This window comes from Sphingobacterium detergens (genome assembly GCF_003610355.1).
In the GTDB taxonomy this organism is placed as follows: Bacteria; Bacteroidota; Bacteroidia; order Sphingobacteriales; family Sphingobacteriaceae; genus Sphingobacterium; species Sphingobacterium detergens.
In genome coordinates, this window is the sequence record NZ_RAPY01000001.1 from 1,049,167 (window position 1) to 1,070,691 (window position 21,525).

The 21,525-nt window shown below is 40.0% G+C and carries 16 protein-coding genes; 6 read left to right on the forward strand and 10 right to left on the reverse strand.

Annotated features, from left to right (window positions below; all coding sequences use genetic code 11):
• Positions 1-3: 3 nt before the first annotated feature.
• Complete coding sequence (locus DFQ12_RS04595; protein WP_120257826.1) at positions 4-3,219, reverse strand: SusC/RagA family TonB-linked outer membrane protein; 3,216 nt, start codon at positions 3,217-3,219, stop codon at positions 4-6.
• 525 nt (positions 3,220-3,744) lie between these two features.
• Here DFQ12_RS04595 and DFQ12_RS04600 point away from each other — a divergent pair.
• Complete coding sequence (locus tag DFQ12_RS04600; protein WP_208642434.1) at positions 3,745-4,284, forward strand: GNAT family N-acetyltransferase; 540 nt, start codon at positions 3,745-3,747, stop codon at positions 4,282-4,284.
• A gap of 39 nt (positions 4,285-4,323) precedes the next feature.
• Here the strand turns inward: DFQ12_RS04600 and DFQ12_RS04605 are convergent, their stop codons facing one another.
• The 6 genes from DFQ12_RS04605 to DFQ12_RS04630 all read right to left on the reverse strand — a co-directional run bounded on the left by DFQ12_RS04605 (position 4,324) and on the right by DFQ12_RS04630 (position 11,440).
• A complete protein-coding gene (locus DFQ12_RS04605) occupies positions 4,324-5,271 on the reverse strand; it encodes a polysaccharide deacetylase family protein (protein ID WP_120257827.1) in 948 nt (315 codons plus the stop codon).
• 195 nt (positions 5,272-5,466) lie between these two features.
• A complete protein-coding gene (locus tag DFQ12_RS04610; RefSeq protein ID WP_120257828.1) occupies positions 5,467-6,216 on the reverse strand; it encodes a succinate dehydrogenase/fumarate reductase iron-sulfur subunit in 750 nt (249 codons plus the stop codon).
• Positions 6,217-6,227: 11 nt separating this feature from the next.
• Complete coding sequence (locus DFQ12_RS04615; protein ID WP_120257829.1) at positions 6,228-8,144, reverse strand: fumarate reductase/succinate dehydrogenase flavoprotein subunit; 1,917 nt, start codon at positions 8,142-8,144, stop codon at positions 6,228-6,230.
• A 10-nt stretch (positions 8,145-8,154) separates the two neighbouring features.
• Positions 8,155-8,811: a succinate dehydrogenase cytochrome b subunit gene (locus DFQ12_RS04620; RefSeq protein WP_077435783.1), complete on the reverse strand. Its 657-nt coding sequence runs from the start codon at positions 8,809-8,811 to the stop codon at positions 8,155-8,157.
• Between the two features lie 11 nt (positions 8,812-8,822).
• Positions 8,823-10,253: an anion permease gene (locus tag DFQ12_RS04625; protein ID WP_077433988.1), complete on the reverse strand. Its 1,431-nt coding sequence runs from the start codon at positions 10,251-10,253 to the stop codon at positions 8,823-8,825.
• A gap of 20 nt (positions 10,254-10,273) precedes the next feature.
• Positions 10,274-11,440, reverse strand: a complete 1,167-nt coding sequence (locus DFQ12_RS04630) for a porin (RefSeq protein ID WP_120257830.1) — start codon at positions 11,438-11,440, stop codon at positions 10,274-10,276.
• Between the two features lie 309 nt (positions 11,441-11,749).
• Between DFQ12_RS04630 and DFQ12_RS04635 the strand changes: the two genes are divergently transcribed.
• The 5 genes from DFQ12_RS04635 to DFQ12_RS04655 all read left to right on the forward strand — a co-directional run bounded on the left by DFQ12_RS04635 (position 11,750) and on the right by DFQ12_RS04655 (position 16,001).
• A complete protein-coding gene (locus tag DFQ12_RS04635; RefSeq protein WP_120257831.1) occupies positions 11,750-13,138 on the forward strand; it encodes a family 10 glycosylhydrolase in 1,389 nt (462 codons plus the stop codon).
• 48 nt (positions 13,139-13,186) lie between these two features.
• On the forward strand, positions 13,187-14,218 hold the full coding sequence (gene glsA / locus DFQ12_RS04640) for a glutaminase A (protein WP_120257832.1): 1,032 nt from the start codon (positions 13,187-13,189) through the stop codon (positions 14,216-14,218).
• 122 nt (positions 14,219-14,340) lie between these two features.
• On the forward strand, positions 14,341-14,706 hold the full coding sequence (locus DFQ12_RS04645) for a VOC family protein (RefSeq protein ID WP_077433996.1): 366 nt from the start codon (positions 14,341-14,343) through the stop codon (positions 14,704-14,706).
• Positions 14,707-14,834: 128 nt separating this feature from the next.
• On the forward strand, positions 14,835-15,275 hold the full coding sequence (locus DFQ12_RS04650; RefSeq protein ID WP_120257833.1) for a carboxymuconolactone decarboxylase family protein: 441 nt from the start codon (positions 14,835-14,837) through the stop codon (positions 15,273-15,275).
• Positions 15,276-15,488: 213 nt separating this feature from the next.
• Positions 15,489-16,001, forward strand: coding sequence for an SRPBCC family protein (locus DFQ12_RS04655; RefSeq protein WP_120257834.1), 513 nt, complete (start codon positions 15,489-15,491; stop codon positions 15,999-16,001).
• A gap of 79 nt (positions 16,002-16,080) precedes the next feature.
• Here DFQ12_RS04655 and DFQ12_RS04660 read toward each other — a convergent pair whose 3' ends face one another.
• From DFQ12_RS04660 to DFQ12_RS04670, 3 genes are all read right to left on the reverse strand, one after another.
• Positions 16,081-16,767, reverse strand: a complete 687-nt coding sequence (locus DFQ12_RS04660) for a Bax inhibitor-1/YccA family protein (protein ID WP_120257835.1) — start codon at positions 16,765-16,767, stop codon at positions 16,081-16,083.
• A gap of 151 nt (positions 16,768-16,918) precedes the next feature.
• Positions 16,919-18,358: a TolC family protein gene (locus DFQ12_RS04665; RefSeq protein ID WP_120257836.1), complete on the reverse strand. Its 1,440-nt coding sequence runs from the start codon at positions 18,356-18,358 to the stop codon at positions 16,919-16,921.
• Entirely contained in the window at positions 18,351-21,515 is a 3,165-nt protein-coding gene (locus tag DFQ12_RS04670; RefSeq protein ID WP_120257837.1) for an efflux RND transporter permease subunit, read from the reverse strand. Before DFQ12_RS04670 ends, DFQ12_RS04665 begins: the two co-directional genes overlap by 8 nt.
• Between the last annotated feature and the right edge of the window lie 10 nt (positions 21,516-21,525).

Consider the following 21,525-nt stretch of genomic DNA (forward strand, 5'->3'; position numbering starts at 1 on the left):
TACTTAAAACGATAACAACACCCCTGCATTCAGTAATCTCGCCTGTGGATAATATTGTCCCAGTGCGTTTACAGCCTCTGGATCGTACATCTTTAGCTTACTCCAAGTGACTAAATTCATACCATTCGCATACACACGCAATGAACCAATACCAATTTTATCGCAGATTGTTGATGGAAGGTTGTAACCCAATTCTACATTTTTTAGGCGTAGGTAATCGGTGCTCCGCATCCAATATGTATTATTGTACGAGTAATATTGGTTACTCCGATCCGTTAGTCGAGGGTATTCACTGCTCGGATTAGTTATGCTCCACCGTTTATCGTAGAATTCTTCCAGAAAATTACCAATAGAACCCGATTCATCTGTACCAACACGAATTTCTCCGCCTGTTGCTCCTTGGAACAAAACAGACAAATCAAAATCCTTATAGCTCAAACTGAAATTAAATCCTCCCTGGAATGTTGGGTCACTATTTTTATCTCTTCTTACTTTATCATCCGGTGTGATTTTCCCGTCGCCATTATGGTCTTTGTATTTCATATCACCCGGACGTAAAGTTTTGGTAATGGCACTATAATCAAGTTTATTGGCCGCGATATCATCCATATCTCGAAATACTCCGTCGTATACATAATAGATATCAGTTTTGATAGGCTTGCCTGTACTTTGCTGCCAAGCAGGAGCACCTGGGGCCTCATCCCAGAAAATAATTTTGTTCTTCGCATAGCCTCCATTGACTCCGACTGTATATCCAAGTTCGCCGACTTTACCCTTATAACCGAGATTAAATTCCCAGCCTTTATTATCCACCTTACCAATATTTTCAGCAGGTAGCGTCATACCGGTACTTTGCGGAACAGAAGCATTTTTTCGCCATAGAATGGAATTCCGGCGATTTTTGAAAATATCAAATTCAAAATTTAACTTACCCTGTAAAAATTGGAAATCAAAGCCCAAATTATAATTATTGGCAACCTCCCAGGTAACCATTTCATTTGGTACACGACTCTCAAACAATGTTTTGGCTAGCTTGTCATCCACAACATAGGTTCCAAATGAATAGGTAGAAAAATATTGATATTCTTGCAGTTTATCTTCCCAATAAATATTGTCATTACCCATTTGCCCATAAGAGGCACGAATTTTAAAATAGTTGATGACTGGGATATTTTCCTTCCAGAAATTCTCTTCCGATACTACCCAACCAGCCATTGCGCCAGGGAAAAATCCAAAACGTTCACTTTCAGGGAACATATAGGAGCCATCATAGCGCCAGAGAAACTCCGCAATATATTTACTTTTATAGTTGTAACCAAAACGGCCAAAATAATTTAACCGTGCTCTTTTCCAAGCTGTTCCGTCGTTATTTTTCTCTTGTTCTCCACCTGCAAATAGGTAATCTATACTATTTGAGAGGAAGTAACGCCTATAGGCACTAAACTTGTCGTTATCCGTCGTCTCTCTGTTCACCCCAGCAATAGCGTTTACTTGATGGTCTCCAAATTTTCGGTCAAAACTTAAAATCCCCCCTAATAGAATATTGAGCTGATCTTCATTACTTTGATTTAGGTTTGGATCCGCTGGACCACGTCGGCCAGCTTGCAATAAAGGTGTCTTACCATCCGCCTCGTAAGCACCCGGCCAGGAATACAATGTCCAAGGAGTACCCCAGGTCTTCTGGTTTTTTACGTATTTATCAACAGAAGCATTTAATGTTAGTTTAAGCCCTTCTACCCATGGATTTGTGATATCCACTTGTCCATTTGTTTGGAAGTAATATCGCTTATCCCGATCATATCCGGTGGCATTCGTTGTAATAACGACAGGATTTTCGCCATTCTCAATATCAGGACCCGGTTTTCCATTTGGCCATATCGCTGGTTGCGTAGGGTTTCCGCGCATCAACATGCGAAAAATAGTTCCTGCACTTTTTGTCGGAAAGTTACGGTTTTCCTGTCTCCCCAATACACCAAACTGCGTTTTGATGTATTGACTTATGTTTGCGTCAAGGTTAATACGCAAATCATACTGTTTGTAACCGGTTGCAGAATTTTTGTAATAAGCATCTTGATTTTGGTAACCCAATGACAATAGATATTTAACATCTTCTGTTCCTCCATTAATCTGGAGATTATGACGTTGTTGAGGAGACCAATCTTTCAATGTAGATTTATACCAGTCTGTATTCGGGTGGCCCCAAGGATCTGAACCATCTTTAAATTTCTGAATATCGTCAGGTTTAAAAGGTGCCCCCAACACTGTTCCATCCTTTTTGGTATAAGATCCTGTACCATTTATAGCGGTTAATGCTGCTGACCATTCATCCACAGGTAAGTTATAGATTTCAAGCTCATTACGAATTTCCGCAAACTGTGTAGCGTCTGTCAATTTGGGAATTACCGTTGGTTGAGAATATCCTTGATTGAAGGTATAAGAAAACTGTGGCTTACCGGTTTTCCCCCGACGTGTTGTCACGAGGATAACGCCATTCGCTGCCCTTGCACCATAAATTGCTGCTGAAGCATCTTTTAGAACAGAAATGTTTTCAATATCGCGGGGGTTAAGCCGCTCAATTCCCCCTTCACGCGCCGGCACACCGTCAATAACCACTAATGGGCTACTATTCCCCAAGGTATTTGTACCACGGATCTTGATCGTGGATCCATCATTTCCGGGCTCCGCACTACCATTTGTAGCAATAACCCCAGGAATTCTTCCCGTCATTGCATTGGAAATGTTCAATGCCGGTGATTGGGCAAGATCACTCCCCTTAACTGTAGCAACGGCACCGGTTACGGTTTCCTTCCGCTGTTTACCGTAACCAACGACAATGACTTCATCCAAGCTGGATTGAGAATTTAGCAGTGTTACATCTATGGCACGTCGTCCATTGACCACTTCATCCATAGACTGTTTACCAACCATGCGAAAGTTGACCGTACTATTGGGCGGAACTTTGTCCAATTTGTAGCGGCCCTCATTGTCCGTTTTTGTCACCAAATTAGTTCCATTAACCGAAACGGTTACTCCAGAAATTGGCATTCCTGTTTCATCTCGCACGATACCAGTGACACTTAATTCTTGTTGAAAGAGATTTCCGTAAGACGCAAGGCTTACAGCATCTACAGTTTGGGGGCTCAGTGCGACGATAGAACACAGTGATCCAGTCCAAAACGCTCTCTTCCATTGATTTGAGAAATAATGGCAATTAATCATAAAAACTGTTTAATGGTTTAAATTGTATGTTTATTAGTTATTTATTTGCTTCCACAAGATGCTCGGTTTAGGATCTTATCAAAGGCGGTTTATAATTGAATTTCGAATAGATGAAAATACAAAAATAAATAAACAATGCAAGTGTTATTTTAACACTATTTAAAAATACACAAACAAATAACTCATTTACAGGTTATTAAAAGAAAACATATGGATCACCACAGCTTGGTAATACCGGGTAAAATCGATCTGGTTGAAGCTGTACAATAACCAATGTATAGTTATATCCCCCCCTATTTGGTAGTTTCAAACAAATATCGTCCAAATACATAGACGTCTGATCTTTTACTTAAAAATAGAACAGTTATATTTTGAAAAAATCACATGACAAGTTTTAATTATAATCGCTATAGAATTATATGGAAATACGTATTTTTACAAAAAATATTGTTATTTGTTAATTGCAGATAGCAATAGGAATAATAATGTAGAAATATATCTTTCGAAAAAAAATCTACCTCAATCATGAAGATACACATTAGACAAGAAACTCCAAGTGATTATCAGGCCGTTTTTGAACTCATTCAGAAAGCATTTGAGCAGGAAGAATATAGTGATCATCAGGAACAGTTTCTCGTTGAAAAATTACGTCAATCGACTGGATTCATACCCAAACTTGCGCTGGTTGCAGAGATCGATGGTAAACCAGTTGGCTATATTTTAGTGACAAAGATTAAAATTGTTAATGAAGAAAATCAAGAGAGCTATCCTTCCCTTGCTTTAGCCCCAATTGCAGTATTACCTGAATTTCAGGGAAAAGGCATCGGAGGTAAACTAATCGCAGAAGCCCATCAAATCGCAAAGCAACTTGATTTCGGATCTATTATCCTATTAGGGCATGCAGATTATTACCCAAGATTTGGCTATGAACAAACGGTCAAATATGGTATTAAAATGCCATTTGAGGTTCCCGATGAAAATTGCATGATTATCGAACTCCAGCAGGGAGCATTAGTTGGAGTTAAAGGAGTGGTTGTCTATCCAAAAGAGTTTGGAATAACATAAAAAAGGATTGGCTGTAGATGACAGCCAATCCTTTTTTATTTAATATTTAATGGGGTAATCTTGCATAAGCTCGAATTGGTATCCATCGCTTTTAAGTGCATCGATTAATGAAGATAACTGTTGTTGCCCTTTTTTAGTCTGAAACATGTCATCATGCATTAAAAAAACTACATTATTCGGGACCATCGAACTTTTATTGTTCATAAAGTTGCGTATATGGGATAATGTCGCTTCTTGACTCACTATTGCATTACCTGTAATACTATTCAAACGCCATTCCACATCCCAACCAAAAATACGATAACCATTTTTATGAAGCATATCAGCTGTTGTAGAGCCATTTTTTAAATCTATCTTCCGGATATCATCATACATCCAGATATTTCTACCAGGAAGTCTAACAATTTTATGCTGAAGATTAAGATCCTTTTCATTCTTTTCAAAATCTGCAAAAGCTTTTTCCGGATTATTATAGAATCGTGAATATTGGTTATTTGCATGCGTGTAGCTATGATTATAGCAAGCAATTAAAGGATTACTTTCATATTTCTGAAGATCCCGCTTTCTTCCTTTGCTCATGTTGGCATGCTTACCAATTAAGAACACACTTACCTTTATATTTTTCTCTCTTGCCATAGAATCTATCGCCGCACTCCCGATCAAAGGTCCATCATCAAATGTCAAATAAATATGCTTTGGATGTGCATCAAAAGCTCTTCGCAACGAATCCTTCAGGTTACGTTTTTGTTGCTTTACAGGGATAGGATGCAAGCTATCAACTGTAAAATGGAGCTGATTTTTTTGAAGAGAATCCCATTTATTCAAAAGAACAGGTACTTTTTCCTTTTGGGTTAACTTTTCGTTTAAAGTATCCCTACTGCCCTCTTTGCCACTACCCAATACCTTGTTGGAGAAATCTTTGCACGACACATTACCTAAGATCACACCACATGTGAACAATGCAACCAATAACCTTCTACACTTCATATCTATCCTAATAACTTAAGTGATTTTTTTACATTTCAAAAATACTACAAAAACCTACTTAAAAAGTATAATATTTTATAAATCCCTATTTTCCGGGATAATCAACTACAAAAACAACAAAAATATTTGTCTAAACAGTTTAATATCATTAATTATCGTCTAATACATGACCGCAAAATTTTGAAACAGTAGAAGCTATTTCTTCTTAAAGATTAAGGCTCTATTATATTCAAAGTTCATCCTGGCGATATTTAGGACAGATATACCTTGTGGACATTCAACCTCACATGCTTCTGTATTTGAACAGTGTCCAAAAGATTCCGCATCCATTTGCTTGACCATACTGAGCACACGATGATTTCTTTCCTCCTTTCCCTGTGGCAGTAAGGCCATATGTGTAATCTTTGCTGAAGTAAATAGCGCTGCACTCCCATTTTTACAGGTGGCAACACATGCACCGCATCCGATACAAGCAGCTGAATCAAACGCTTCTTCGGCAAGTTCATGTGAAATGGGAATAACTGTGGCATCTGGTGCCTGACCAGTATTGATAGATACAAAGCCTCCCAGCGAAATAATTCGGTCAAAAGCGGCCCTATCCACTTTAAGATCTTTTTTCACCGGAAATGCTGATGAACGGAAGGGTTCTATCACAATAGTATCATTATCGTTGAACGAACGTAGATGCAACTGACACGTGGTCGTATGTTTCAACGGACCATGCGCAATACCGTTAATCATTACACCGCATTGGCCACAGATCCCTTCCCTACAATCATGGTCAAATTCAACAGGATCCTCTCCGTTCACAATGAGCTTTTCATTTAAGGTATCCAACATTTCAAGAAAAGACATATGTGGATTAAGCCCCTGTAGATCATAGGCTACCAGTTTTCCTGCTGTTTGATTATCTTTTTGTCGCCAGATTTTAAGATGTAGATTCATAATTGTTCATTTTATTTGTAGCTTCTTACCGTAGGTTGTATTTCTTCGAAAGTCAATGGTTCTTTGATCAATTCAGGTTCTTCCCCTTCTCCTTTCCAGGCCCAGGCAGAGATAAATTGAAATTCAGCATCATTTCTCAGCGCTTCTCCATCCGCTGTTTGGTATTCCTCCCTAAAATGTGCACCACAGGACTCTTCACGGGTCAACGCATCATAGCACATCAATTCACCGATTTCAAAATAGTCTGCAACACGTCCAGCTTTCTCTAATTCCGTATTTAATGAATTTAGTTGGCCACTAACCATAACATTGCTATAAAATTCCTGCTTAAGCTTCTTGATTTCCGCTATTGCATATTGAAGTCCCTGCTCATTTCTAGCGAGACCGCAATAATCATACAGCAGCTTCCCAAGTGTTTTGTGAAAATAATCGACCGTTTTATTGCCCTTAATCTGTAATAATTCATCAATTTGCTTTTTAACCGCTAACTCTGCCTTTTCAAACTCCGCATGATCTGTAGAAATCTTTCCGGTGTGAATTTCATTCGATAAATAATTGGCGATGGTATAAGGCGCAATAAAATAACCGTCCACTGAAGCTTGAAGCAACGAATTTGCCCCCAAGCGATTAGCACCATGATCGGCAAAATTAGCTTCACCAAGTGCAAATAGCCCTGGCAAAGTTGTCATCAGCTCGTAATCAACCCAAAGTCCGCCCATCGAAAAATGGGCCGAGGGTGATATCATCATCGGTTCAGAATACGCATCATAGCCCGTTATTTTATGGTACATATCAAAGAGATTACCATATTTCTCTTCAATTTTTTGCTTCCCCTGTTCCTTTATTGCTTTTGCAAAGTCAAGGTAGACGGCATTTTTTAAAGGACCTATACCAAAACCAGCATCAATCCGCTCCTTGGCCGCTCTAGAGGATATATCCCGCGGTGCAAGATTCCCGAATGCTGGGTATCGACGTTCAAGGTAATAATCTCGATCTTCTTCTGGGATATCATTGGCTGCTCTGTTTTCATCCTGTTTTAATGGAACCCAAATGCGCCCATCATTACGTAAGGATTCTGACATCAACGTCAGCTTGGATTGATAATCGCCCGATTGCGGTAAAGAGGTCGGATGAACCTGAATCCAACTTGGGGATGCCATCAATGCCCCTTTTTTATGTGCCCGCCAAATTGCCGATCCGTTACAACCCATTGCTAAGGTAGATAGATAATAGATTTTGCCGTATCCACCCGTTGCAAGTATAACAGCATGTGCAGCATGTCGTTCAATCTCTCCAGTATCTAAATTGCGAACAATAATACCACGCACTTTCCCATCGATGACAACAACATCTAACATCTCATGGCGGGAAAAGAGCTGAACAGTTTTTTTACCGACCTGCCGCATCAAGGCCTGATAAGCTCCCAATAACAGCTGCTGTCCGGTCTGTCCCCTTGCGTAGAATGTTCGGCTCACCTGAACCCCACCAAAAGAACGATTGTTCAGATATCCCCCATATTCACGTCCAAAGGGAACACCCTGCGCCACCGCTTGATCTATCAAATTCAACGAACATTCAGCCATTCGATAGACGTTAGCTTCACGCGCGCGAAAATCGCCCCCTTTTAAAGTATCCACAAACATACGATAGACACTATCGCCATCATTCTTATAATTTTTAGCAGCATTGACTCCCCCCTGTGCTGCTACAGAATGGGCTCTTCGAGGGCTGTCCTGAAAACAGAATGATTTGACCTGATAGCCCATTTCGCCAAGAGATGCCGCTATTGAGCTTCCCGCCAGCCCTGTCCCTACAACAATGACATCTAATTTTTTGCGATTGGCGGGATTAACAAGCTTTGCAGTTTTTTTATAGCGTGTCCACTTTTGCTCCAAAGGTCCCGCTGGTATTTTTGAGTTTAAAGTCATGTCTTCGCCTTTAGTTAACAGTAAAAAATATATAAATTGGCATTAACGCAAACCCTATGCTGATGACAATGGAATAGGTTGTACCAATTACCTTAAACCAATGAACAAATTTTGGATGATACAGTCCGAGGGTTCTCACCGCACTATGAATCCCATGGATAAGATGATAACATAAGGCTACCATGGACAAAACATAAATAAGCACATACCACCATTGTTGAAACACTGCAATAACCAATACATAGAGATCCTTATTTCCTTTTGCATCCAGTGGTGGAGCTCCAAACTTATATACGTACCAAAAATTCTGAAAGTGGATGACCAAAAATATCAGAATAAGCGTGCCCAGAATTCCCATATTTCGGGAATACCATTTGCTCGCACGTCCACGCTGGTCTGACTGATAATCCCCACCTGTTTTTTTATTCTTAATAGTGATGACCAATCCATCAATAGCATGTAGTACAATACTCAGGTAAAGGACATAAGAAACAATTTTAATCAGGATATTTCCGGAGAGAAAGTGTGAATAGGCATTAAACTGTAAATGCGCCTGCTCCTGAGGTAAAAATAGCTGCAAATTTCCCAGAAAATGGATAAGCAGAAAGAAAGCGAGAAATAATCCCGTTAAGCACATAAGTATTTTCTTTGATAAGGTCGATAGCATAAGCCTTTTATTTAATAATAACCAATAACTTTCATCCATAAACCACCTACACCCATATAGATAATCAGCAGCACGATCCCGATTTCCAGACCCCGCAACCACCAGGACTTAAGATCAACATAACCGCTACCAAAGAATACGGGCGCTGGGCCATGACCATAATGTGTTAACACGCCATATATGGAGCCCAGAAACCCAAGCATCATAGCCAACAACATGGGCGGGATGCCTAATGATACACCCACTCCCAATAATGCAGCATACATTGCGGCAACGTGAGCTGTAGCGCTCGCAAAGATGTAATGGCTAAAGAAATACACCAAAACAATTACCGGGAATGCAATCTGCCAACTCAGCCCGCCAATCTGTACCTTGATCAAATCACTAAACCAACCTATAAATCCAAGTTCATTCAGCGAACTGGCCATCATGACTAAAACGGCAAACCAAACAATGGTATCCCAAGCCCCCTTCTCTGCTTTTACATCCTCCCAGGTTAGCACCGAAGTCAGCAAAAGCAAAGTCAATCCAATAAATGCAGTTGTAGTTGCATCAATCGACAGCGAACCGCCAAAAATCCAAAGCGCCAGAAGTATAAAAAATGCCAATAACATCAACCACTCATTTCTAGATATGGGGCCCATCTCTTTTAATTTTTCCGCCGCCATTTTGGGCGCATCACCCGTCTTTTTTAGTTCAGGTGGATACAGTTTATAAAGTACAAGCGGAACAACAAAAAAGGCAACGATGCCCGGAATAAAGCCTGCAACGGCCCAAGACATCCACGTAATATCAATCCCTAGATTAGCAGCAAACTTTTGACACATCGGGTTGCTCGCTGTTCCGGTTAAAAACATGGAGGATGCAATCAAATTCATGTAATAGCTATTCAGTGTCAGATAGGATCCCAGCTTTCGATGCGTCTCTGGTTTGTCTGGAACAGAATCAAAACTGATGGCCATAGATTTCATAATAGGGTAAATGATACCGCCACCTCTGGCCGTATTACTAGGTATCGCGGGTGCCAGACACACGTCAGCCAAACCTAGACCATAGGCCAGTCCAAGTGAACTTTTTCCAAAAACTCGAATAAAAAGAAATGCAATACGATTGCCTAAGCCCGTTTTGATAAACCCGCGTGCGATAAAAAACGATATCCCTATAAGCCAGATAACCTTATCCCCAAAGCCGGTCAATGCTTTCGTAATAGATTTACCCGCATCTCCGGGAGCTAAAACCTGTGTAAGCGCCGTAAATCCAATCGCCATCATACACATGGTACCCATTGGCGCCGCCTTCAGAATGATCCCGAGTATGGTCGCAGCAAATATGGCAAACAAATGCCAAGCTTCAGGACTAACGCCCTTAGGAACTGGAATAAACCACAAAATGAGCGCAACAATAAAGGTGATGGCAACATTTTTGATACTAATTTCCTTCATAATAATTGAGGTTTAAAAGATTAGAATCTACTTTGTACTTGTACGATAAATAAGTTTTTATTGTATTCATTGGTATTCTGAGTCTGCTTCTTATAGCGATCGAGTTGAAGACCAAGCTGTATCCGGGCACCATAATTTTTCAAAAACTCCAGACCAAACATTGGCGTAAAAGTTTGCCTTGCATTTGCATTTAACTTATAATTTGGATCGATATACTCATAACGACAGGAAAGCTCAAATGCACTGAGGTTATAATAGTTGACTTCATACCTTAAATTCGGCAGGAAATAGATACCGCGAACGAGATAGTCACTTAATTTTGAAGTACGCGCCCCCTCATCCAACGCATAATATAAGTTATGATTGATAGCCTGTTTTGCTTCCAGTTGCATATCCAGGTTCCAACGTTTCCCAAAATCTACATTTCCACTCAGATCTACCCCCAGTGCATGTACTTGCTTTTTCATAACCTCACCCACACCGCCATTCAGCCCAAGATTGACCCCATATTTTTTTGAAAGCCCAAATACCAAGCGTGTTGAATATTGTTTTCCATTATCATTATCGACGACTTGGTTTTTACCATTTCCATTGACCACGGAAAAAGAATAACTAAATGGCATATCTCCTAAATTGACCTCCCCTGTTGCTGCCATTCCAATCTGAAAACTCGCCCAACCCAATTTGCCGAATTCAAGATATTGATTTGACCAATCCAACGATTTAATAATATCTATTGGATAAGTTTCCTCAATGCCAAACCAAGGTCGAAACTGACCAACTGTAATGGCCAGCTTAGGGCTAAACGTATATTTTAAATACGCATTTTCAAGTACCTTTGTTTTTGGGTCACTTTTAAAATCAGCTAGATTGGCAAGGACTGCTACTTCAGTTCGTTTACTGATCTGTGCACGCATTTGCACCCGCATATACTTCACCATAAAATTATTGTCCGTTCCAGAACCATCACTATGGTGAAGCCCATTCACGTCAACATCTTTAGTTGTGCTCACAAGGTAACGCGCCTGAAAAAGCCCCTTTATCTGCAGTTTGGGATAGGTGATTTCTTCTTTGATTTGCTGTACAGAATCTCTTTTTATCGGCTCAACTGGACCCGGTTCTTGTCCTTTTACAGTCGTGTATAGCAATAAGTATAAGACAGAAATTGGAATGTAAAGTTTCCTCATATCTAAAACAATTATCTATTCGCCAGTAGCCCAGCGTACTTTTCAATGTCAATAATGTATATTATAATTTATTCTTTCTCTAGTAACATCTAAACCGGTGAATAGTTTTAATTTTCTAATAAATTTTGTAACTAAAAGAAAGTTTCCTCCAAAGAGAGGTCAAATTGATTAAATTCCGCGTTTTTGTGTATTTTCACGGTTGAATATATCCAGATTTCAATTTTTGAATTAGTAAAAATTTCAAGATTGAAACAAATACTAAACATCCAAAGAACAAATTATAGATAAATTTTAGAATCAATAAATCATATGAAAGAACAATTAATCAGAAAATGCTGTATTTGCCTTGTACTAATTATCTATGGGTTTTTCGTCCCTGTTTCCAAGGCGGCGGAACGGGAGAAGCCGGCAATGTTTTGGACTTGGCTGGATTATAATCCAACTACAAATTTTGATTCCATCTGCCGTGAGATGAATTACCTGGGTATTGATGGGGTCATGCTAAATGCAGCTAGTCCTGATGAATATAGAGTCGCCATTCCTATTGCAAAGAAATATGGGATACAGGTAATTGCCTGGCTATGGACGATGAACCTGGAGCATGATCGGGATAAGATCCTAAAAGAACATCCAGACTGGTTTAGTGTCAATAGAAATGGAAAGAGTCTGGCTGATACCACTGCGTATGTTGGCTACTACAAATTCTTATCACCCGTTGTACCAGGAGTGAAAGAGTATATTAAACAAAAAATCCAGTCTTATTGCGAAGTTGAAGGTCTCGATGGTATATCAATAGACTACAACCGCTATGTAGATGTTGTATTACCAACCACTTTGTGGCCAAAGTATAATATCGTTCAAGATCGCGAATACCCAGCATGGGATTATGGATATCACCCCATTGCCATAGAAAAATTCAAAAAACAATATGGTTATGATCCCAGGGCACAAAAAGATCCTTCAAAAGATCTAAAATGGAGACAGTTTCGTTGTGACCAGATCACTGACATCGCTAATATGATTGCTGAAGTTGTCCACAGCCATGGAAAGACTATGGCAGCCTCGCCTTTTCCTACACCAAAAATGGCTTCGAGAATGGTTCGTCAAGATTGGGGTAAATGGAAACTGGACGTTGTATTTCCTATGGTATACAGCAACTTTTACACCGAGGACCCAAGCTTTATAAAAGATTGTACGCTAGAAAATGTCAGAGATAAAGCTGCAAATACCACTTTGTACTGTGGATTGATGGCTAAAAACAATGATGAAATGTTTGTCGATATGGATGAGGCTTTAAATAATGGTGCTCAGGGAATCTCTATTTTCACCATACACAGTCTCCAAGATCCAAAGATTAAAGAGCGCTTCAGAGCCTATACGACAGCCGCTAAATCCAAAAAAGAAAAAAACAATGGAACCTTACCTCGTATTTCAACCAATAAGGTAGAAAACGACCCTTTTAAGAAAGCTGGGATCATGAAATTGATCACCCAAAAAATTCAAGACATGGTAAAAGCGGAAAATCCGGCAGCAAACCCTGTGGTATTATCTAAGTATAAGCAAGTTGATGCATACGATGTCACAAAAAAATATCTTGTAAAGGATAAGGTCAGTAACAAAAACTTTTATGTAACTTTCTTTTTCTATGGTGACATACTTTCGGGCTGGAATGTTGATCCTGCTCCCTCGAACAGCTAAAGTATCGATACTTTCCTATCTTTGGACTTTCATAAATAGATTGAAGACATGAATAGAACTTTTGGTTTGATAACAGCTTTACTTGTCCTAAGCTATACAGGGCGAATAGATGTGTGCCAGGCGCAGCAGACGACAAGTACCGCAACGGTAAAGGATGCAAAAAAGATAGATCAAGCAACATTAAATAGCATTCTTGAAAAGAATAGTCAGCACTTTAAACTGGGAAAAGTAGCAGATTACATTCCAGAACTGGGCAAAGCAAATGCACAATCCATTGCACTATCTGTTGTAAATAACGATGGTACTCTGGTAAGTGCCGGAGATATACATCAAAAATTTACGATCCAAAGCATATCAAAAATAATTGCGTTGATGATTGCGGTACAGGAGAATGGTGAAAAAGCAGTTTTTGAGAAAATGGGATATTTTGGAACCGACAAACCTTTCAATCACTTTGGCAATTTAGAAACAATGGGTAAACCGCTTAATCCCATGATGAATGCAGGTGCTATATTGACCACAGCCCTTATTAAAGGGAATGCTGACGAACCCTTTGCTAAAATCCTTAAGATGATACGTTTCATTACAAACAATGAACAGATAGATTATAGCCATGCGGTATATAACTCAGAAAGAGAAACTGGTCATAGGAATCGCGGTATGTTCTACATTATGCGAAATAATGGGTTAATTGATGGTGAAGGGGAAGAAAAGCTCAATAATTACTTTAAACAATGTTCCATCGAAATCACCGTGGAAGATCTTGCCAAAATAGGTTATTTTTTTGCCAATCACTGTGTCCGTTATGATGGAAACAAACAATTTCAAGATCCTAATCTGTCACAGCTTATTCAGTCACAAATGCTGATTGCCGGCATGTACGAATTCAGTGGTGAATATGCCCGTACGGTTGGGCTACCAAGTAAATCCGGTGTGGGCGGAGGAATCGCTGTCAGTGTCCCCCGTAATATGGGAATAGGCGCTTTCAGTCCGGCTTTAGACCAACACGGCAACTCACTTGCAGGTTATCATATGATCCTAGATCTGGTGAATGCCAAACATCTGAGCCTATTTGATTAACAGATCAAATAGCTTAAATTAAATCGTTTGCAAAACCGAATCCCTGTTTTGCTTGTTAATTCCTAAGTCTGCATAGCTATATGCAGGCCTAGGAATAAATTAAAATACCAAAAAATAAACCAATGGTGAGAACAGAAACAATAATCGCTGTAGAAAGTGTTTCAAAAAGCTCAACCTTTTACCAAGATTTGCTAGGTTGTACCAGCGAACATGGTGGTGAGACTTTTGAAATTCTAACAGTTGAAAACAATGTAATTTTATGCCTTCACAAATGGGGTGAACACGCACATCCGACCATGCTCCAACCCAAAAATGCCGGAAATGGTCTAATCCTATTCTTTCGGGTAGATAATCTCCAGGAAGTGTTTGAAAATGCGACCAAACTCGATGCCATGTTCGAAAAAGAAATTCACTACAATGAAAATTCATTAAGAAATCAGTTTATCCTCCGGGATCCTGACAATTATTACCTGATTATTTCAGAATAAGAAGTTCGTCCGTAACTATATGCGTTGGTTAGATTTAACAGATGTTAATTTGACATGTGCTTTCTTAAACCAGTTTAAGTTTATTATTCAATCTTTCCTGCAACTTTGTAGTATCAAAATATAAAACAATGACAGCACGATTAAATATTGCAAAAGTAGATGCAACAGCTTATAAAGCGATGATGGGTTTAGAAACCTACCTCGCTAATATCTTTCTTACCCCTATCCAGAAAGAGCTTATTAAAATAAGAGCATCCCAAATTAATGGATGTGCTTTTTGCCTTGACATGCACACCAAAGATGCATTAAAGTATGGTGAAACTCCTCAGCGTATATTCTTGCTGAACGCCTGGCGTGAGACCGAATTGTTTACTGCCGAAGAACAGGTTTTATTGGAGATGACTGAGGAGATTACCCTAATTCATCAACAGGGCCTGACGGAGGAAACTTATCAAAAAGCGAAGAAACTATTTGACGAAAAACAACTTGCACAGATCATTATCGCTATTATCACAATCAATTCATGGAATAGAATTGGTATAAGCACACATTTGGAGTTATTAAAGTAGGTAAACCACAGACATACCCGCTAGGATGCGAATTCAATCGCTCCCGACAGGATGTAAATGAATCTTTAAAAATGGGGTCAGTCTAACGCGAACTGCCCCGTTTTCGTTTAAAATAATTAGTCGATAAAATCTTAAATCTACCATCCCACAAATCACATTAATCAGCTATCTTTAATCCGAAAAAAGTTTATTAAACCAATTAAACGCAGAAAAATGAAAATCGTTAAAAAAATTTTAATTGTTTTGGTTATTCTCATTGCCATTCCCTTAATTGTGGCTCTTTTTGTTCCTAAAGATTTTGATGCAAAAAGTGAGATTACCATTGACAAACCTAAACAGGAGGTCTTCAACTATGTGAAAATGCTTCGAAATCAAGATCACTTTGGGGTATGGCAACTTTCCGATCCACAAATGAAGAAATCCGAACAGGGCACCGATGGTCAGGTTGGATTTAAATACAGCTGGGATGGCGAGAAAGTTGGAAAAGGTTCACAAACCATTACGCGCATCGTAGATGGAGAAACGATCGAAACATCGCTTGACTTTGGATTCGGCGAACCGTCAAAAGGTTATTTTACGCTGAAGGAAATATCACCGAACCAGACAGCGGTGACCTGGGGCATTACCGGTAAATCACCTTACCCCTGGAATCTAATGAGCCTATTTATGAATATGGATAAGGATTTTGATCAGGGGCTCAAAAACTTAAAAGATGTCTTGAAATAGCTTCATACATCATAAAAAAAGGTATTTAAAGCATAATCAAATGATCTTTAAATACCTTTTCTTCAAAAAACGAATTGAATTAACGACGACTCATCAGAATACGTAAAATATACCAAAACAACAACATGATAGAGGAAAATAGCTGTAATGCAGCCCCTACATATTGTTCATTGCCGTAATTATATTTCAGACTTTGCGTTTGGTACAAAATGCTTCCTGAAGCAATCAACACCATGATGATAGAAAACCAAAGTCCCAATTGAAATCCAAATAATGCGCCCGCGACAATGGCACCCAATGCTAGGAAGCCACCAATAACAAGGATGTTTTTCAGAAAAGAGAAATCCTTGTTTGACATAAAAGCAACTGCTGTAAGTGCTGTAAACAAAGCCAGCGTCATTATACTTGCCTGGTAAAGCAAGCCCGCACCATCAGCCATCGAAGCGGCAATAAAAATCATTGGCAGGAAAATAATAGCTTCCAATACAATGTAAAATGCCAGTCCAAGATACTGGGTCTGACGACTCTGCGCTAATGTCCATCGAGAAGACAATGAAGCTCCCAACCAGAAACATCCGAGGAGAAACAACCAAATAAACTTCCCACTGACCATCCATACAATAAAATCATAAGGAACTAATTTTATCAATAGGGTTTCTAAAACGATAAATGCTAAAATAGAAAGGGCAACGTGGAGATAAGTTTTTTTGTAAAAAACGCCCCTTTCTGCCTCATCGTTAACAAGTAAATACTCTTGTGATTCCATAAAACAGTTAAATAAGATGTATTAATATACATTAAAAATAAGCATTAATTCGATTTTCACAAGAATTAATTTAAGCAGAGCCTATCGAATTACATCGCATTGATACAAAAAAAGAGGACCCCGCCTAGCAGGGTCCATTCAAACAAACAACTTATTTCCAGCCTCCTCCCAAATCTTTATAGATATTAACAACCGCATTAAGCTGTTGCTTCTTAGTTTCTATCAATTCAAGTTTTGAATCCAACACATCGCGCTGTGTCATCAGCACTTCCATATAATCAGCACGTGCCGACTTAAACAGATCGTCTGATACCGTCACAGAATTATTGAGCACTTCAACTTCCTTGGTTTTGAAATCATAACTCTTGCCAAGGTTTTCGATATTAGACAGTTGGGTAGACACTTCCAAATAGGCATTTAAAATTGCCTTCTCATAATTATAGACTGCCTGTATCTGCTTCGAATTTGCGGTATTGAATTCCGCTTTCAATCCATTTTTGTTTAACAGCGGAGCTGCCAACTCTCCTATTATGTTGTACAACATCGATTCGGGCATTTTAAACAAATAGGATGGCTTAAAAGCTTGCAAACCCAGCGCAGCTGATATTTCCAGAGAAGGATAGAATTCCTTCCGCGCAATCTGTACATCCAATTTTGCTGCGGCAAGCTCATATTCAGCCTCACGGATATCAGGCCTATTGCTCAGGAGTTGACTCGGTATCCCCGTTTGTACTTTCGCAGGTACCATATCCACGAAGCTACTTTTATCACGTTTGATTTCCTGAGGAAAACGTCCTAAAAGGAAATTAATTCGGTTTTCAGTTTCCTTAATCTGCTGGCGTGTCTCAAATTCCATACCTTTGGTTTTTAATACTTCTGCCTGGAATTTTTGAACAGCAAGTTCTGTCACACGCGCCGCCTGCTTCTGTAGCTTTATGACCTCCAATGCATTGTCCTGCAACTCGATATTCTGTTTGATAATCGTTAGCTGGTTATCCAAAGCCAACAATTCATAGTAAGATCGCGCAACCTCAGCGATAAGACTGCTCAGAACAAAGTTTTTACCTTCCACCGTAGCAAGATACCTGTTCAATGCCGCCTGTTCAGAATCTTTCAGTTTTTTCCAGACGTCGATTTCCCAGCTTGCATAGGCACCTATCTTTAGATCACCCAGTGGATCGGGCATTTCCTTCCCTGGTGCGATCTCCGTACTGGCATCCCCAGCTCCCTGGCTTGTATAGCGCCCGACCTTCTCCACACCGCCACCGGCACGTAAACCCACACTCGGTTTCAATGCACCTTTTCGCAGTAAAATATCATTCTTGGCAATAGCCAATTCTTGCAAGGTCACATTCAGCTCCTGGTTATTTTTTAATGCCGTATCAATTAAAGCAACTAAATTAGGATCACTAAAAAAATCACGCCACTTCATATTGGCCGAATTCGTTGTGTCCTGTGCAAGTGCTTCAGCAAATTGCTGTGGCACTTGCTTGTTTTCCTGAATCTGAGTCACTTTAGGAACCTTACAGCCTGTCATTGCTGCGGACAGCAAAACCCCTACTACCCAATATTTATTTGTTTGACTAGCCATTGTTATCGATTTCTTCAGTTAATGGATTTTCATCTTCATGTTTGATAAGTTTACGTTTGGACGCGATTGTTCCAAAAATAAAGTAGAGCCCCGGTATGACAAGGATACCAAAGACAGTTCCAAACAACATCCCTCCTGCCGCTGCAGTACCAATGGTCCGGTTGCCGATCGCTCCTGGCCCAGAAGCCATTACCAATGGAATCAGACCTGCAATAAACGCAAATGATGTCATTAAGATAGGTCTAAACCTCACCTTGGCTCCTTCCAAAGCGGCTTCGATGATACTGAGTCCCTGCGCATGTCGTTGTGTGGCAAACTCAACAATTAAAACCGCGTTCTTACCCAATAATCCAATGAGCATGACCAAGGCCACCTGTGCATAGATGTTGTTTTCCAGTCCTAGAACTTTGAGTAGGAAAAAAGCTCCAAAAATGCCAATTGGCAATGATAACAGAACCGCAAATGGCATGATAAAGCTTTCGTATTGTGCTGAAAGAATAAGATAAACAAAGCCTAAACAGATCAAAAAGATATAGATCGCTTGATTACCACGTCCCACCTGATCTTTGGAGATACCAGCCCAATCAATACCATAGCCCTGTGGTAAGGTTTTCGCAGCGACAGCATTGATCACTTCAATAGCCTCACCGCTACTATATCCAGGAGCAGCAGAACCTGAAATTTCAGAAGCCATGTACATATTGTGACGCGTGATCTCGGAGAGTCCATATACCTTTTCCATATGCATAAAAGCCGAAAAAGGCACCATCTCATCCTTATCATTTTTTACATATAATTTCAAGATATCTTCAGGAAGAGCCCGATACTGCGGTAATGCCTGTACCATGACCTTATATTGCCGGTCATACTTAATGAAATTGGTTTCGTAGTTACTCCCCACCAACGTAGAAAGCGTATTTAGGGCATTGTCAATAGTCACCCCTTTTAACTGAGCCATATCATTGTCGATATGGAGCATGTACTGCGGAAAACTCGCACTATAAAATGTAAAAACTGAGGACAACTCCGGTTGTTTATTCAATTCACGGACAAAATCCTTACTTACGGTCTCCATTTTCTTATAGTCACCCGAACCCGCTTTATCCAAAAGCCGCAACTCAAATCCCCCTGCGGCACCATATCCCGGTACTGCCGGTGGCTGGAAAAACTCAATGGAAGCCCCAGGGATATTTTTCGCTGCATTTTCCAGCTGTTCGATAATTTCCTGCGAGGATTCCTTACGCTCTTCCCAACTTTTTAAATTGATCAGACAGGTTCCGGTATTCGCACCAGTTCCCTCAGTCAATATTTCGTAACCGGCCAATGAAGAAACGGATTGTACACCATCGATGTCCTCCGCCTCCTTCTGCAAAGTTTGAGCAGCCAGATTTGTCCGTTCTAAGGTCGATCCCGGTGGCGTTTGGATAATGGCATAAATCATCCCCTGATCCTCGTTTGGAATAAAGCCTGCTGGCACAGAATTATTTAAAAAGTAAGCGCCAATACAGAATCCGATCAATACCACAAAAGTAAAGAGGCGCTTGTCAACGATACCTTTCAGTAAGAAAACATATTTGTTGGACATCTTATCAAACAATCTATTGAACGCATCCAAAAATTTGTCCACGATGGATTTCTTACGAGGTTTTCCATGATTGTTCTTCAGCATAATCGCACACAACGCTGGTGTCAACGTCAATGCAACTACACCGGAAAGGATAATAGATGTCGCCATTGTGATGGAGAACTGACGGTAAAAAATACCGACAGGCCCCGACATAAACGCAACAGGAATAAATACGGCCGCCATCAGAAATGTAATAGCGATAATAGCACCGCTTATTTCATGCATCGCTTTCTTCGTTGCCTTATAGGCTGAAATATGCAGTTCCTCCATCTTGGCGTGTACGGCTTCGATGACGACAATGGCATCATCCACAACGACACCAATTGCCAATACCAAGGCAAATAGTGTAATCAGGTTGATTGTGATACCAAAAAACTGCATAAAAAGGAACGATCCCACTAAGGAAACCGGTACGGCAATGGTTGGAATCAAGGTAGACCGCCAGTCCCCAAGGAATAAAAAGACAACAATCGCCACCAGTATAAAGGCTTCAATTAAGGTATGGATAACTTTTTCCATGGAAGCATCCAAAAATTTAGAAACATCATAACTGATTTCGTAATCCAGTCCTTTCGGAAAAGAAGACTTTAGTTCCTTCATTTTATTTTTAACATCCTGGATTACCTGAGAAGCATTGCTACCATAGGATTGTTTCAGGACAATAGCGGCAGAGGGCTTCCCATTCAATGTAGAATAAATATCATACATAGCGGATCCAAATTTAATATCGGCAACATCGCGCAAGCGCAACATTTCACCGTTTGCATTTGTTCGTAATACGATATTACCATAGCCTTCGGTTGTTGTGAAACGCCCCGGATATTTCAGGACATATTCAAAAGACTGTGAAGTAATCCCGGAAGACTCGCCGGCCTTGCCTGGAGATGCTTCCAAACTTTGCTCTGACAGCGCTTTCATCACCTCCTCAGCGGATATTTTATAGGCGGTCATGCGATCAGGTTTTAGCCAGATCCGCATCGCCAATTCCCGTGTTCCAAGAATATTCGCGACCCCAACACCGTCAACACGTCTCAATTCTGAAACGATATTCATATCAGCGTAGTTATACATAAAGTTTCCATCAAGGTCTTTATCCTTGCTATATAGGTTGATATACATCAACATATTGGATTCTTCCCTTGTAATTTTCACCCCCTCGCGTACAACGATAGGTGGAAGTTTATTAACAACAGAAGCCACGCGGTTCTGCACGTTCAATGAAGCTTGATTTGGATCTGTACCTAGATTGAATACCACCTGTATGCTGGCTTCACCATCGTTACCGGCATCTGAAGCCATATATTTCATTCCCGGAACCCCATTGATGGCGCGCTCAAGTGGAATGATAACAGATTTTATCATGAGTTCCCCATTCGCACCTGGGTATTCTGCTGTAATGTTTACTTTAGGTGGCGATATGGATGGAAATTGAGTTACTGGAAGTTGTACCATCGAAAGAACCCCCAGAAACACAATGATCAGCGATATAACAATCGAAAGTACAGGTCTATTTATAAAACGACTAAACATAGTAATTTAA

Excerpts from the sequence above, each read along its gene's own strand:
- DFQ12_RS04630 (WP_120257830.1), bottom strand. The coding sequence starts at position 11,440 with ATGAGGAAACTTTACATTCCAATTTCTGTCTTATACTTATTGCTATAC.
- DFQ12_RS04625 (WP_077433988.1), bottom strand. The coding sequence starts at position 10,253 with ATGAAGGAAATTAGTATCAAAAATGTTGCCATCACCTTTATTGTTGCG.
- DFQ12_RS04660 (WP_120257835.1), bottom strand. The coding sequence starts at position 16,767 with ATGGAATCACAAGAGTATTTACTTGTTAACGATGAGGCAGAAAGGGGC.
- DFQ12_RS04655 (WP_120257834.1), top strand. The coding sequence starts at position 15,489 with ATGAAAATCGTTAAAAAAATTTTAATTGTTTTGGTTATTCTCATTGCC.
- DFQ12_RS04645 (WP_077433996.1), top strand. The coding sequence starts at position 14,341 with ATGGTGAGAACAGAAACAATAATCGCTGTAGAAAGTGTTTCAAAAAGC.
- DFQ12_RS04665 (WP_120257836.1), bottom strand. The coding sequence starts at position 18,358 with ATGGCTAGTCAAACAAATAAATATTGGGTAGTAGGGGTTTTGCTGTCC.
- DFQ12_RS04620 (WP_077435783.1), bottom strand. The coding sequence starts at position 8,811 with ATGCTATCGACCTTATCAAAGAAAATACTTATGTGCTTAACGGGATTA.
- glsA (WP_120257832.1), top strand. The coding sequence starts at position 13,187 with ATGAATAGAACTTTTGGTTTGATAACAGCTTTACTTGTCCTAAGCTAT.
- DFQ12_RS04615 (WP_120257829.1), bottom strand. The coding sequence starts at position 8,144 with ATGACTTTAAACTCAAAAATACCAGCGGGACCTTTGGAGCAAAAGTGG.
- DFQ12_RS04600 (WP_208642434.1), top strand. The coding sequence starts at position 3,745 with ATGAAGATACACATTAGACAAGAAACTCCAAGTGATTATCAGGCCGTT.
- DFQ12_RS04595 (WP_120257826.1), bottom strand. The coding sequence starts at position 3,219 with ATGATTAATTGCCATTATTTCTCAAATCAATGGAAGAGAGCGTTTTGG.
- DFQ12_RS04605 (WP_120257827.1), bottom strand. The coding sequence starts at position 5,271 with ATGAAGTGTAGAAGGTTATTGGTTGCATTGTTCACATGTGGTGTGATC.
- DFQ12_RS04635 (WP_120257831.1), top strand. The coding sequence starts at position 11,750 with ATGAAAGAACAATTAATCAGAAAATGCTGTATTTGCCTTGTACTAATT.
- DFQ12_RS04610 (WP_120257828.1), bottom strand. The coding sequence starts at position 6,216 with ATGAATCTACATCTTAAAATCTGGCGACAAAAAGATAATCAAACAGCA.
- DFQ12_RS04670 (WP_120257837.1), bottom strand. The coding sequence starts at position 21,515 with ATGTTTAGTCGTTTTATAAATAGACCTGTACTTTCGATTGTTATATCG.
- DFQ12_RS04650 (WP_120257833.1), top strand. The coding sequence starts at position 14,835 with ATGACAGCACGATTAAATATTGCAAAAGTAGATGCAACAGCTTATAAA.